At 40.1% G+C, this 13,920-nt stretch carries 13 protein-coding genes and 1 riboswitch; of the genes, 11 read left to right on the top strand and 2 right to left on the bottom strand.

The features are described from left to right. Nucleotides 1-14 precede the first annotated feature (14 nt). Nucleotides 15-353: a helix-turn-helix domain-containing protein gene (locus tag WYK_RS21225; RefSeq protein ID WP_040376433.1), complete on the bottom strand. Its 339-nt coding sequence runs from the start codon at nucleotides 351-353 to the stop codon at nucleotides 15-17. 242 nt (nucleotides 354-595) lie between these two features. Between WYK_RS21225 and WYK_RS26430 the strand changes: the two genes are divergently transcribed. Both WYK_RS26430 and WYK_RS24280 read left to right on the top strand, forming a co-directional pair. After that, nucleotides 596-787, top strand: coding sequence for a hypothetical protein (locus WYK_RS26430; protein WP_407951437.1), 192 nt, complete (start codon nucleotides 596-598; stop codon nucleotides 785-787). Between the two features lie 174 nt (nucleotides 788-961). Beyond that, nucleotides 962-1,046: riboswitch (cyclic di-GMP riboswitch) on the top strand. A 30-nt stretch (nucleotides 1,047-1,076) separates the two neighbouring features. Next, nucleotides 1,077-1,238, top strand: coding sequence for an anti-repressor SinI family protein (locus WYK_RS24280; RefSeq protein WP_235782579.1), 162 nt, complete (start codon nucleotides 1,077-1,079; stop codon nucleotides 1,236-1,238). A gap of 48 nt (nucleotides 1,239-1,286) precedes the next feature. Here the strand turns inward: WYK_RS24280 and WYK_RS21220 are convergent, their stop codons facing one another. Continuing rightward, nucleotides 1,287-1,628, bottom strand: coding sequence for a helix-turn-helix domain-containing protein (locus tag WYK_RS21220; RefSeq protein ID WP_040376432.1), 342 nt, complete (start codon nucleotides 1,626-1,628; stop codon nucleotides 1,287-1,289). Nucleotides 1,629-1,871: 243 nt separating this feature from the next. Between WYK_RS21220 and secA the strand changes: the two genes are divergently transcribed. The 9 genes from secA (at nucleotide 1,872) to WYK_RS21175 (ending at nucleotide 13,565) form a co-directional block, all read left to right on the top strand. Further along, nucleotides 1,872-4,385 carry a preprotein translocase subunit SecA gene (gene secA / locus WYK_RS21215; protein ID WP_040376431.1) on the top strand — a complete coding sequence of 838 codons (2,514 nt, stop codon included), beginning with the start codon at nucleotides 1,872-1,874 and terminating at the stop codon, nucleotides 4,383-4,385. A gap of 189 nt (nucleotides 4,386-4,574) precedes the next feature. Then, nucleotides 4,575-5,673 (top strand): peptide chain release factor 2 gene (gene prfB, locus WYK_RS21210; protein WP_152526528.1). Its coding sequence is split into 2 segments (ribosomal slippage): nucleotides 4,575-4,646 and nucleotides 4,648-5,673, totalling 1,098 coding nucleotides; the frame shifts between segments, so codons are not numbered across the junction. Nucleotides 5,674-5,844: 171 nt separating this feature from the next. Next, a complete protein-coding gene (locus tag WYK_RS21205) occupies nucleotides 5,845-6,708 on the top strand; it encodes a YitT family protein (RefSeq protein WP_040376429.1) in 864 nt (287 codons plus the stop codon). A gap of 43 nt (nucleotides 6,709-6,751) precedes the next feature. After that, entirely contained in the window at nucleotides 6,752-7,075 is a 324-nt protein-coding gene (cccB, locus tag WYK_RS21200; RefSeq protein WP_040376428.1) for a cytochrome c551, read from the top strand. Between the two features lie 551 nt (nucleotides 7,076-7,626). After that, complete coding sequence (ftsE, locus tag WYK_RS21195; RefSeq protein ID WP_040376427.1) at nucleotides 7,627-8,313, top strand: cell division ATP-binding protein FtsE; 687 nt, start codon at nucleotides 7,627-7,629, stop codon at nucleotides 8,311-8,313. Continuing rightward, nucleotides 8,303-9,196, top strand: a complete 894-nt coding sequence (ftsX, locus tag WYK_RS21190; protein ID WP_040376426.1) for a permease-like cell division protein FtsX — start codon at nucleotides 8,303-8,305, stop codon at nucleotides 9,194-9,196. The genes ftsE and ftsX overlap by 11 nt, the downstream gene beginning before the upstream one ends. 133 nt (nucleotides 9,197-9,329) lie before the next feature. Continuing rightward, nucleotides 9,330-10,667, top strand: a complete 1,338-nt coding sequence (locus WYK_RS21185) for a murein hydrolase activator EnvC family protein (RefSeq protein ID WP_051387819.1) — start codon at nucleotides 9,330-9,332, stop codon at nucleotides 10,665-10,667. Between the two features lie 137 nt (nucleotides 10,668-10,804). Further along, nucleotides 10,805-12,232 carry a S41 family peptidase gene (locus WYK_RS21180; RefSeq protein ID WP_040376425.1) on the top strand — a complete coding sequence of 476 codons (1,428 nt, stop codon included), beginning with the start codon at nucleotides 10,805-10,807 and terminating at the stop codon, nucleotides 12,230-12,232. Nucleotides 12,233-12,365: 133 nt separating this feature from the next. After that, nucleotides 12,366-13,565, top strand: a complete 1,200-nt coding sequence (locus WYK_RS21175; RefSeq protein WP_040376424.1) for a PDZ domain-containing protein — start codon at nucleotides 12,366-12,368, stop codon at nucleotides 13,563-13,565. Nucleotides 13,566-13,920: the final 355 nt, after the last annotated feature.

Raw genomic sequence — 13,920 nt, 5'->3', positions numbered from 1 at the left:
CTTGAAATCGCTGTTTACTTTTTTTTCTGTCTAGGGAACTCTTTTTTAAAACGGATAAAACTTAAATAGTAACGGAAGTCTTCTTTTGTCACCCCTGTTTGGATGGCCTCAGCAAATAGATCATACCATTCATCATCAAGTATATTAGGAGCTTGAGGCGGAGGTGACATGAGCTCTTCTAATGAAACATTCAGTAAAGCTGAAATTTTACTTAAAACCTTGATGGAAGGGTTTTGCTGAATCCCTCGTTCAATGTAACTCAAATAAGACTTCGAAATATCGGTTTCTTCAGCCATCTTTGTTAGCGAGTACCCTTTCTGCATACGAAGGGCTTTTATTTTTTTCCCTATCATGTAATCATCTTTCCTCCTCTCTATTATAATTATACTCTATTAAGAACACTTTGTTCTCAAAAAAATACAAAATCCTATGTAAAAAAGAGAAAATTTGTAAAAACAATAGAATATCGCATGTTATGTATAGAAAATAGCCAATTCCGAGAGTTTTAATGAAGAAAGGGTTCCCTTATACTCAATGTAATTGTTCTTAAATAAGAACGAATTATCGTTAACGAGTACAAAAGGGGAGATGGGCCATGTTTCGTAAAAACTGTTATAGCTGTAACAGACCTTCGTTCAGCAGTTCAAAAGAGGGACAATGGCTTTGTCCTGTCTGCGGTGAGGATTTAACTAAACAAAAGGTACATCATCCAGATAAAATGACTCAAATAATGAGAACGCAAAATACCCAGAGGTACCCAAATAATACACTTATAAAGTACCATTAAAGTTCTTCAGCACACAAAAGTTATAGGTAATGTTTACCAGTATGGTAAAGTGGGAATAGAGAGAAATCAGAATAATGTAAAAAAATAGTTATTTTTTACCAGTTTATCCGACAAAAAACAACAACCATTTTGGAAATCATCCTTTATAATGAATGGACGGCAAAGGAAATGTTTGGCAGAAAAAGGCAAACTTATTGAAAAGTAAGGACGCAAAGTTTCGGGTCTAAGGTATCTACGCTAAGATGGCCGGGCTGCCTGAAATACGGTCGGTATTTTAGGAGGGATTGGATTGGTTCAAGCAGAGCTCGATCAAGAATGGGTAGAATTAATTCTGCAAGCGAGGCAGCTGGGACTCAAACAACAGGAAATTAAAGACTTCTTACAGGCAAAAAAAAGGACAAGCAAGGGAAAGATGAAAAAACATGCGCCTTATAATGAAGAAACCCCTTAAGCAAACTGATTTTAGTTAAAAATCGGCTTGCTTAAGGGATTTTTTATTTCATCCTTCATGATCAGGTTTTTCTTCTTGTGTTGCTTTCCATTTTTGAAACTCAAGGTATTCTTTGAACTGCTCCTTGGATACACCTGATGCCATTGCTTGCTGGACTATCGACATCCATTCAGTATCTAAGTTATCCTTGTTCGGCTCATCATGTAAGAGAGAGTCTACTGGAATATCTAATACGGCAGAAATCTTTTCAAGAAATTGAATGGAAGGATTCGATTGCAAATTGCGTTCAATTGAACTTAAGTAGGATTTAGCAACGCCTGCTTTATCGGCTACTTCTGTCATTGACATACGCTTTTGCTGCCGGTATTTTTTTACTCGTTCTCCTATCACAATCATCACATCCTACATCTTTCTATTTATATGGAAGACTTTCCATTTTTCTTTATTTTCATTCTACCAGTTCATCTGGGTGTAAATCCATAGTTTTCTTAGATAGATGAAGTTGTACCTAAAAACGTAAAGTGGTAATATTAAGGGGATACCAGAGTGATTTACGTGATAATAAGCAGAAGTCCTATTTTCTGTTCACTTATAGATAAGGTCGATTATCTTTCTAAAGAGGAGACTTACTGAATGCTGAATATATTAAATAAAGTGTTTGATCCGAATAAACGCGATGTGAAACGTCTAGAGAAAAAGGCAGATCAAATTGAAGCACTTGCCGATCAGACAGCGGCTTTATCGGATGAACAGCTTCGTGCAAGAACAGAAGAATTTAAAGAACGCTACCAAAAAGGAGAAAGTGTCGATGATCTTTTGGTAGAAGCTTTCGCTGTAGTTCGTGAAGGAGCAAAGCGAGCACTCGGGATGTTTCCGTTCCGCGTACAGCTCATGGGGGGGATTGCCCTTCATGAAGGAAATATTGCTGAAATGAAAACCGGTGAAGGTAAAACGTTGACATCAACCATGCCAGTGTATCTGAATGCCCTAACTGGCAAAGGTGTCCATGTCGTGACGGTCAACGAATACTTAGCTAGCCGTGATGCGGAAGAAATGGGAGAGCTCTTTGAATTTCTTGGATTAACGGTTGGATTGAATACAAATGGTCTTTCTAAAGAAGAAAAACAAGAAGCCTATCAAGCAGACATTACCTATAGTACGAATAATGAGCTTGGATTTGATTACTTGCGTGATAACATGGTCCTTTATAAAGAACAGATGACACAGCGTCCGCTTCATTATGCCGTAATCGATGAAGTCGATTCGATTTTAATTGATGAAGCACGAACTCCGCTGATTATTTCTGGGTCTGCTCAAAAGTCTGCTCAACTTTATATTCAAGCAAATGCTTTTGTACGTACCCTGACGAAAGAAACTCATTATACGTATGATGAAAAAACAAAAGGCGTTCAGCTCACAGAAGAAGGAATGAACCGTGCTGAATCTGCGTTTAATATTGATAACTTATTTGAAATCACAAATGTCGTGCTTAACCACCATATCAATCAAGCGTTAAAGGCACATGCGACGATGCATTTGGATGTTGATTATGTTGTCCAAGAGGGCGAAATCATTATTGTTGACCAATTTACAGGTCGTTTAATGAAAGGACGTCGTTATAGTGATGGTCTTCATCAGGCCATTGAAGCGAAGGAAGGTCTCGAGATACAAAATGAGAGCATGACGCTTGCAACGATTACCTTCCAAAACTATTTCCGGATGTACGATAAGCTGTCGGGGATGACGGGGACAGCTAAAACGGAAGAAGAAGAGTTTCGTAATATCTATAATATGAATGTCATCAGCATCCCGACAAATCAAGAAATTATCAGGGATGACCGGGCTGATTTAATCTATGCATCAATGGATGGGAAATTCCGCGCTGTTGTTGAAGAAATTGCGGAACGCCACGCTAAAGGGCAGCCAATGCTGGTCGGTACAGTGGCCATTGAGACATCAGAAATCATTTCGAACTATTTAACGAAAAAAGGAATCATGCATAATGTGTTAAATGCGAAAAACCATGAGCGTGAGGCAGAAATCATCGCCAACGCCGGCCAATTAGGGGCGGTTACCATTGCGACAAACATGGCTGGTCGTGGTACCGATATCAAGCTGGGTGACGGTGTCATTGATGCAGGCGGTCTGGCCGTTATTGGTACGGAACGTCATGAAAGCCGACGGATTGATAATCAGCTTCGTGGACGTGCTGGACGTCAAGGTGATCCGGGTATGACACAATTCTACTTATCCATGGAAGATGAGCTGATGCGCCGTTTTGGTTCTGATAACATGAAAGCGATGATGACTCGTTTAGGTATGGATGATAACGAGCCAATTCAAAGCAGAATGGTATCAAAAGCAGTAGAATCAGCTCAAAAACGTGTCGAAGGAAATAACTTTGATGCGCGTAAACAATTGCTTCAATATGATGATGTTCTTCGCCAACAGCGGGAAATTATTTATAAACAACGCTTTGACGTGCTTGATAGTGAAAACCTTCGATCCATCGTTGAAACGATGCTTACTTCGTCTATTCAGCGTTCAGTGGCAGTATTAACGCAAACTACTGAAGAAGAATCAGAAGTGAATCTGCAGTCTATCGCTGATTATGCACAAGGAAATCTGTTTGATGAAGGCGAAGTAACAGCGGCTGATCTTGAAGACAAGGATGCCGAAGAAATTTCTGCCTTCCTGATAGATAAAGTTCTTCAGAAATATAATGAAAAAGAAGAGCAATTATCAGCTGAACAAATGCGTGAATTCGAAAAAGTAATCGTCCTCCGTGCGGTAGACAGCAAATGGATGGATCATATCGATGCGATGGAGCAATTACGCCAAGGAATTCATCTTCGTGCCTATGGCCAAATTGATCCGCTTCGTGAATACCAGCAAGAAGGCTTTGCAATGTTTGAGGCAATGATTACAGCGATTGAAGATGATGTAGCGAAATACATTATGAAAGCAGAAATCCGTAATAACCTCGAACGCCAAGAAGTCATTAAGGGAGAAGCGGTTAATCCGAAGGAAGATGGAGAAGCGGTTAAGAAAAAACCGGCTCGAAAAAAGGCGGATGTCGGACGTAATGCCTTATGCCCATGCGGGAGCGGAAAAAAATATAAAAACTGTCACGGTAAATTGGAATAAACAGAGGAAACTAAAGTCCAGTTTTGAGGCAGAAGAGGCAGCCAAATCACATTTATGCGTTGCCTCTTTTGTTTTGCATCAATGTGGCAGTTGCTTATCAGCCTGTCTTTGGCTTATAGTTACAGAGGAAGAATCGATCAAAGAACGTGTTATTTAATTGTCTTTTTAAACTATTATGAGGTGAGAAATATGGAATTAGCAGATATCAGAAACGAACTTGAAAAAACCGCTAGGCGACTAACGGACTTTAGGGGGTCTCTTTGACTTAGAAGAGAAGGAAGCCCGTATTGCTGAATTAGAAAACGAGATGACTCATCCAGATTTTTGGAATGATCAACAAGCAGCGCAAACTGTCATTAATGAAACGAATGCGTTGAAAGAAACAGTTGGTGAGTTAGCTGAACTAAATGATTCCTATGAAAATCTTGATTTAACATTCGAATTGGTGAAAGAAGAAAGTGATGAAGAGCTTCAAGCTGAATTAGAAGAAGAAATCATGGTTCTTTCGAAGAAGATGAATGACTTTGAATTGCAGCTGTTGTTAAGTGAAGAATATGACAGCAAAAATGCAATCCTTGAACTTCATCCTGGAGCAGGCGGAACAGAGTCACAGGACTGGGGCTCAATGTTGCTTCGTATGTATACAAGATGGGGCGAAAAGCGCGGCTTTAAAGTTGAAACACTGGATTATCTGCCTGGAGATGAAGCGGGAATTAAAAGTGTAACGCTTCTGTTCAAAGGTCATAATGCATATGGCTATTTAAAAGCAGAAAAAGGTGTTCATCGTCTTGTTCGGATTTCACCGTTTGATTCATCTGGCCGCCGTCATACTTCGTTTGTTTCATGTGAAGTTATGCCAGAGTTTGATGACACCATTAATATTGAGATCCGTACGGAAGATTTAAGAATTGATACGTACCGTGCAACAGGTGCCGGCGGACAGCATATTAACACGACTGACTCGGCTGTCCGGATTACGCATGTTCCTACAGGTGTTGTCGTTACATGCCAATCGGAACGTTCTCAAATCAAAAACCGGGCTCAAGCTATGAACATGTTGAAAGCAAAACTGTATCAGCGTGAGATTGAGCAGCAACAAGCAGATCTTGATGAGATCCGCGGTGAACAAAAGGAAAATGGCTGGGGAAGCCAAATCCGTTCGTACGTATTCCACCCGTACTCAATGGTTAAAGATCATCGTACCAGCACCGAATCTGGTAATGTCCAGGGTGTTATGGACGGTGACATCGATCAGTTTATCGATGCTTATCTTCGCTCAAAATTATAAGTTTTATGACTGGCAGGGGATTTTCCCTGCCAGTTTTTTCGTTAAGCTGCCTTTGTTCCTTTACCGCTTTATCCGGATGCCATTTACTAGCGAGTTTTGGAATGCTATACTACTTTCGGCTATCAAAGGAAGTACGGACTTACGTAGTCCTGTCATAGAGGAGAGAAGATAATGAATAGAAGGTATCGAGGACCAAAGCATCCTATGTTGGAAAAGCTGATTGAATATGGGTTAGTTTTGATGGGATCGGCGATTATTGCGATTGGATTTAATGTATTTCTACTTCCCAATCGAATTGCTTCTGGCGGCGTAAGCGGAATTAGTACGATTACTGATGCAACCTTGCACTGGGAGCCGGCATTTGTACAATGGGCTTTTAATATCCCCTTATTCATCGCGGGGTTAATTTTCCTCGGGATGCATTTTGGAGCGAAATCACTTGTCGGAACCCTGTTTCTTCCTTTTATCGTGTTTCTAACGAAAGATTGGGAACCTTGGACAGAGGATGCGCTTTTAGGGGCGATTTGCGGGGGAATCATGGTTGGACTCGGACTTGGTATTGTCTTTCGCGGGAAGGCCTCAACGGGGGGCACGGATCTTGCTGCTCAAATTATCCACAAATACACCCATTTTTCATTAGGAACATGTGTTGCAATGATTGACGGCTTAATTGTATTATGGGCTGCAATCGTGTTTGATATTGAGCAAGGACTCTATGCGTTAATTGGATTATATGTTACAAGCAAAACGATTGATTTAATTCAAGTTGGTATCAATCGTTCTAAAACGGTCATGATTATTACGAATAACGAAGTCGAAGTACGTGATGCGATTATCAATGAAATCGATCGAGGTGTGACGCGTCTAACAGGCACGGGAGGGTATACAGATGATGCTCGCCCGTTATTAATGTGCGTAGTCGATCAGTCCGAATTCACTAAATTGAAACAATTGATTAAAACCGTGGATCCAAAGGCTTTTGTCGTCGTAATGGATGCTTCTGAAGTTCTGGGTGAAGGATTTAAACCAGCTTAATCTGTTATAATATTCCTAAGGAACTTACAGAGGAGGCAATTACATGAATAAAAAAATGCTAGGACTCTTACTTGGTACAACTCTTATGCTGACTGCATGCGGCGGCGGAGACGAAAGCAAAGAACCTGAAGGAGATTCAACCCAAACAGCCAGCGCTGAAGAAAAGCTTTATGAAAGAAGCTGCGCGGGCTGTCATGGCAACAATCTTGAAGGTGCAGCTGGCCCCAAACTAAGTAATGTCGGATCAAAACTTTCAAAAGAAGACATTGAAACCATTATTGCTGAAGGAAAAGGAATCATGCCATCAGAAGTTCTAAAAGGCGAAGACGCTGCCAATGTTGCGGCTTGGCTCGCCGATAAAAAATAAGAACCAAGGCCCTGTAAATCATAAGCAGGGCTTTTTTTGTTTTCATCCCATTTTTTTACACAAAATGTGGCATGAACATGGTTGCAACTTTACTTGGCTGAAACAATTAACTGAATCCTTTATTTACCTTAAGCTAAGTCGTATTTCCTATCGTTTAAAAAGACTTTTACTAAAAAATAGGGGTTTAAAGTGCATATCACATAGTCTATTCACGGTAAAGACTACTCAGGAATTACTTTCCACCAAAAAAAATTCAAGGACAAAAATTAAGTAAAAATACCTAAAAATAAATTGAAATTTCTTCCAAAAAATAGGTCTTTTTGTTTATGGATTTTTCGATCCGTTTCATCTAAATGAAATGAAACTGTAATATATAAATGCTTATTTTGACGAAAATTGATGATATAATGTTTTAGAACCTAAAAACAGGGCAAACCTGTTTATTTTTTTGGGTTTCACAGCGGCTAAAGTATATTTACGAGCTTTTAATGACAGCATGACTTACTATTCAACATGAATAAATTTAAGAGCTGATTAGGTGGTATATATATATGATAGAAATGATTGATGTAAAGAAAACTTATCCTAATGGTGTAAGTGCCATTGGTGGAATTAATGTAAAAATTAAACCGGGTGAATTCGTTTATGTAGTAGGAACAAGTGGTGCCGGGAAATCGACATTCATCAAAATGATGTATCGAGAAGAACGTCCGACATCAGGAAATATTATCGTAAATGGTGTAAGTTTACCAAAACTGAGGAATACAAAAGTTCCATTGTTTCGCAGAAATATCGGGGTCGTGTTCCAAGATTACAAATTGCTGCAAACATTATCTGTTTATGAAAATGTAGCATTTGCGATGGAGGTTATCGAAAGTACACCCGCACAAATTAAGAAACGTGTAATGGAAGTCCTCGAACTCGTTGGACTAAAACATAAAGTAAGAATGCTGCCATCAGAGCTTTCTGGAGGAGAGCAGCAAAGGATTTCAATTGCGCGTTCGATTGTCAATTCACCGAAAATCGTGATTGCTGATGAACCGACAGGAAACCTAGATCCAGAAACATCATGGGAAATTATGAATATCTTCGAACAAATCAACAAGAATGGAACGACTGTCGTCATGGCCACTCATAATCGGGATATTGTAAATAATATGCCGCATAGAGTTATTGCTATTGAAGACGGACAAATCGTTCGTGACGAGCAACGAGGTGAATACGGATATGAAAATTAGAACGTTTAACCGACATCTGCGTGAGAGTGGGAAGAATCTTTCCCGTAACGGCTGGATGACATTCGCATCCGTTAGTGCCGTGACTGTAACGCTTCTTCTTGTCGGTGTGTTTTTTGTCATAATGATGAATTTAAATCATATAGCCAGTAATGTTGAAAAAGATGTAGAAGTAAAGGTTTATCTCGATCCAGCAGCAAGTGAAGATGATCGAGAGCTGCTTGAACAGCAACTGACTCAACTGAAGGAAGTTGAAAAGGTAAGTTATTCTCCTAAGGAAGAAGAATTAACTCAGTTAATTAAAGACCTTGGTGATGACGGTGACGCCTTTAAATTATTCGAACAGGATAATCCACTGCGAAATGCATTCATCCTAAAAACAAAAGTGCCAGAGGATGTTATTCCTGTAGCTAAGAGCGTTAAGGAATATCATTATGTACAAGACGTTGTTTACGGCGAGGGATATGTTGAAAAACTATTTAACGTTGTTGAAACGGCACGTAATATTGGGATTGTCTTAATTATTGGCTTATTATTTACAGCCATGTTCTTAATCTCAAATACCATTAAAATTACTATCATGGCAAGAAAACGAGAAATAGAGATTATGAGATTAGTGGGAGCAACGAATTCGTTTATCCGCTGGCCGTTCTTCTTAGAAGGATTATGGCTGGGTGTTCTCGGATCAATCATCCCGATTGCATTAATCGCAGCATCCTATTCTTACTTATATAATTATTTAACACCGTTGATTTCAATTAAATTTGTTGATTTCCTTCCGGTAAGCCCATTTGTTTATCAAATATCTGCGATTCTAATTATTTTAGGAGGACTGATTGGGGTTTGGGGAAGCTTGATGTCAGTTAGAAAGTTCTTAAAAATATAAACATATAGAATAGCTGAGCCTGCAATGGCCCAGCTCCTTCTCTTTTTATGTACCACTACAGAGAAGCCAACAAGCTGCGACAAAAAGTGACGAGCCATTGGATAGTCTGACGGGAAGAAAGGGGAACAGGAAATTGAATAAGAAAATGATAGCACTTAGCACGGCAATCACACTGGGGTTGGGGAGTATGTTTACCATCCAGCATGCAGATGCCGAATCGATTAAAGAAATGCAAGAAAAGACAAAGAAGATTGAGGAACAACAATCAGGGGTAAAATTAGATATTAATAGAGCGGACCAAGACATCAACAAATTACAGAATCAACAAGAAACGGTTGAACAACAAATACATAGACTTGAATTAGCTATTAACGATTCAACTCAGAAAATTGCTGAAAAAGGCATACAAATTGAAGAAACAAAAGAAGAAATTGAAGCTCTTAAGGCTGAAATTATCGTTTTAAAAGATAGAATTGCAAAGCGTAACGAATTACTGAAAGAACGTGCGGTATCGCTTCAGGAGTCTGGCGGGAATGTCAGCTATTTAGAAGTACTGCTTGGATCATCTAGCTTTAGTGACTTCATTGGCCGCGTTGGAGCTGTAACGACTATCGTTGAAGCCGATCAAGAAATCTTAAAGCAGCACGAAATTGATAAGAAGGACCTTGAAGATAAACAGAAATCAGTTGAAACGAAATTAAATAATCTTGAATCAATGCGGGCAGAGCTTGAAAACATGAAGAGTCAGTTAACTGCTCAAAAGGGTCAGAAAGATAAGTTAATGGCTCAGCTCGAAGAAAAAGAGGACGACGCCCATGAACTGAAAATGAACCTTAAAGAAGAAGAAGAAAATCTGGCTGCTCAAGCAAGTGCAATGAAAGAAGCCATTAACCTTGAGAAAAATCGTCTAGCTGAATTAGAAGCTGCAAGGAAAAAAGCAGCAGCAGAAGAGAAGAAACGTGCAGCAGAAGCAGCAGCTGCAGCAGCGAAACAAAGTGCAGCGAGCGCTAAAAGCAGCTCAGGATCATCATCTTCAAATACACCAGCTGTAACATCAGCACCACCTGTTTCATCAGGACAATTTACTCGTCCAAGTGCAGGTAGAGTAACATCACAAATCGGTTCACGTTGGAATAAGTTCCATGCGGGTATTGATATTGCTCAATCAGGAACGGTTCCAGTAGTAGCAGCAGCAGACGGTGTTGTTATCCGTTCATATCTATCTAGTTCATATGGTAACTGTATCATGGTATCCCACTCAATTGGCGGTCAAACATATACAACAGTGTATGCACATTTGAGTTCGCGTAACGTTGGTTCTGGACAAGTTGTTGCAAAAGGACAACAAATCGGAATCATGGGTAATACAGGACATTCCTTCGGACAACATTTACATTTTGAACTGCACAAAGGTGCATGGAATGTATCAAAAACAAATGCTGTTAATCCTTTAAACTACGTTTCTATGTAATCTATACCCTTATAGAAAGAGAAAAAACCAGCTTGTCCATATTTGGACAAGCTGGTTTTTTTAGGTGCTCTAAGAATGCATATATCGTACAAGCTATTCATATAGTGAAAGACACAATGCAAACAAAGGAGACCACTATGGGTAAAAAATGGATTCTACCACTCGCAATTGTATTATCACTATTGCTCGGGGCACTTGGCGGAGCCTATTATACGGAGATGACCGCTGATGAACCATTAAAACAGGAAACGAAAGAAGGTGTGGCAAATCAAGAATGGATTAAAGTAGAAGCAGCCTACCAGCTCATTAAAAATCAATATGTGGAAAAGGTAGGCAGCACGCAGCTCGTTGAAGGCGCAATTCAAGGAATGCTGGCAACACTTAAGGATCCATACTCCGTTTATATGGATAAGCAAACAGCTAATCAATTCAGCGAATCACTTGATTCCACTTTTGAAGGCATCGGAACGGAAATCGGAGTAGAAGATAATAAAATCATCATCGTTGCGCCATATAAAGATTCACCCTCTGAAAAAGCCGGCTTAAAGCCAAGAGATCAGTTATTAAAAATAAATGGTGAGAGCATCGAGGGCTTGAATCTAGAAGAGGCAAGACTGAAAATTCGTGGAAAAAAAGGGACTTCCGTTAGTCTCGAGATTAAGCGACAAGGAGCAGTCCGACCAATCACACTGAATATTACACGTGAAGAAATCCCCGTTGATACCGTTTTTTCATCCACTCTAGAGAGTAATGATGAACAGATTGGTTATATTGATATAACGCTATTCTCAGAGAAAACAGCGACAGATTTTAAAAGACAGTTGAAGGATCTCGAGAATAAAGGCATCGAAGGTCTCATTATTGATGTCCGGGGAAATCCAGGGGGATTATTGAAGAGTGTCGAAAACATTCTAGGGGTACTCATTCCGAAGGATAAACCGATTTTACAAATTGCTGAACGAACAGGAAAGGTACAAACGTTTTCCACTGAGCTCAAGCAAAGAAAGAACTACCCAATAGTTGTCCTAACCGATAATGGCAGTGCGTCTGCCTCGGAAATATTGGCGGGGGCATTACAAGAAGCAGGCGGTTACAAAATAATTGGTGAACGTACTTTTGGTAAAGGGACCGTTCAACAGGCTGTTCCTATGGGTGACGGCAGCAATATAAAGATTTCGCTATTTAAATGGCTGACACCAAATGGAAACTGGATTCACAAAGTGGGAATTGCACCGAATATTGAAGTCCACCAACCAGCGTATTTTACTGCACACCAGTTAGAAGTAGACAAACCTTTCGAACGTGATATGAATGATGAAAAAATTAAGCATGCTCAAGAAATGCTAAAAGCAATCGGCTTTGTGCCGGGTCGAACGGACGGGTATTTTAGTTCAAAAACAGAAACAGCGCTTAAAGCTTTCCAACGACATAAAGGGTTAAAAGTGACTGGTGAGCTGGATACTCAAACAGCAGAGGAGCTTACGGATTCGATTACAGAAAAAATTCGTGACAAACAGAACGATGTTCAGCTGCGGACCGCATTAAAGATTGTCTCAAGAGAATAAGCGAAGTGGAGCCCATATAGCTGGGCTCTTTTTTTGGTACATGCTAGGCACCAGGATGTAATCTTTGATAGAATAGAGAATAGTATATTTTCAGTATATAAGAAAGAAGATAGAAGAAAGATGGTGATGTATCGTGACTGAGGAATGGCTGATTGAATGCTTAAGAGGAATAGGAATTCTTTTTATACATCCGTTATTGTATGTATCCATTATTATCGCTCTAGCAATCGGAGTCCTCCGTGTTCAACGAGAGCGTCGTGATTTTAATATTCGCATCTATCGCAAAAGTACGGAATTACGGCAGCTTTTACCGCAGGGAATTCTTTGGGGGCTCATCCTTTCGCTGTTCACACTAGGTACAGGCCTTGTTATTCCGCCCGCAGTTCTTGTTATAATTGGTGCAGTAAGCATACTGCTGGCCTTGACGCTGAAGATGAGATTCCTTTCACCAGCATATAGTGTCAGTATCAGCTTTTTCCTATTAGTTATTCTCTATACATATGGGGGAGAGATAGAGTGGCCGTTCTTTGGTGAATATTTTCGGGACATCGATACTCCAGTTTATCCGACTGTAGCGATTTTGCTAGGTCTCTTGTTGTTTGCAGAAGGCTTCTTAATCGCAAGGAAAGCGATAAAAAAACCGTCTCCGGGACTAGTTATCTCGAAGCGAGGACAGACTGTTGGCAGATATTCATCGAGACGAATCTGGATGCTTCCATTATTTGTCTTCATTCCTGGCGGTGATTTACCGGCTCCATTTGACTGGTTCCCCGTTTTCTCACTTGACGGTCAGTCAATCACGCCAATTGTCATTCCCTTCTTAATTGGTTTTTCACAAAAAGTACAAGGGATGCTTCCAGAAACGGCAATTAAAGCGAGTGGAAGACAGGTTATTCTTCTCGGAACAGTGGTCTTAGCTGTTGCAATTGGAGGGTACTGGTATCCATACATGTCAATCATATCGGTCGCAATTGGTTTAATCGGCCGGGAATGCATTTATTACTTAAGAAAAAGAAGCGATCGGAATTTGCCTATCTACTTTTCAAGAAGTAAGCTCGGCGTTCGTATTCTAGGTGTCATTCCAGATACGCCTGCTCAAAAAATGGGCCTTGAACTTGGCGAAATTGTCACGAAAATCAATGGCATTCATGTCACAGACGAACGTGAATTCTACAAAGCATTACAGAAAAACCGAGCCCACTGTAAACTGGAAGTAGTCGGCAACAATCAACAAATCCGCTATGTCCAGCGTGCCCTCTTTGAAGGCGAACACCACGAACTAGGACTGCTCTTCACAGAAAACCAAACCAAAGAAACCGACCAAGTCGGGTAATGTAGGGGCTGTCCCAAAAGGGGTAATAAAGCCAAAATTGAATAAAAAGAGAGAGGCAGAAATGTTGTTTTAACAACATTTCTGCCTCTTCTATTTTGCGTTATTTTACTTGAAAAAGGACTTATGAGACAGCCCCTTTTTCTTTTGCATTAAGGAAGGTTTGAAAAAAAATGCTGAAGTCAGTGATTCTTTTGGCAGAAGGCTTCTTAAATTGAATGGAAAGAGCTCAATGCGAAGACACATTCGGCCGTAACTTGGAAAGATTTGTCCCTATCGAGGAAAGATTCTCCCCCAACGGCCAACCATTCTGCCTGAACTCCCAAACATTCTTCCCTACAGTATAAAGTGGATGGAT

It is taken from the genome of Peribacillus psychrosaccharolyticus ATCC 23296, assembly GCF_000305495.1.
GTDB lineage: Bacteria > Bacillota > Bacilli > Bacillales > DSM-1321 > Peribacillus > Peribacillus psychrosaccharolyticus.
This window is presented reverse-complemented; position numbering and strand designations above follow the sequence as displayed.

Bases quoted from the DNA above. Each gene is read 5' to 3' on its own strand.
- secA (WP_040376431.1), top strand. From the start codon at position 1,872: ATGCTGAATATATTAAATAAAGTGTTTGATCCGAATAAACGCGATGTG.
- WYK_RS21225 (WP_040376433.1), bottom strand. From the start codon at position 353: ATGATAGGGAAAAAAATAAAAGCCCTTCGTATGCAGAAAGGGTACTCG.
- WYK_RS21205 (WP_040376429.1), top strand. From the start codon at position 5,845: ATGAATAGAAGGTATCGAGGACCAAAGCATCCTATGTTGGAAAAGCTG.
- WYK_RS21180 (WP_040376425.1), top strand. From the start codon at position 10,805: ATGGGTAAAAAATGGATTCTACCACTCGCAATTGTATTATCACTATTG.
- ftsX (WP_040376426.1), top strand. From the start codon at position 8,303: ATGAAAATTAGAACGTTTAACCGACATCTGCGTGAGAGTGGGAAGAAT.
- ftsE (WP_040376427.1), top strand. From the start codon at position 7,627: ATGATAGAAATGATTGATGTAAAGAAAACTTATCCTAATGGTGTAAGT.
- WYK_RS26430 (WP_407951437.1), top strand. From the start codon at position 596: ATGTTTCGTAAAAACTGTTATAGCTGTAACAGACCTTCGTTCAGCAGT.
- cccB (WP_040376428.1), top strand. From the start codon at position 6,752: ATGAATAAAAAAATGCTAGGACTCTTACTTGGTACAACTCTTATGCTG.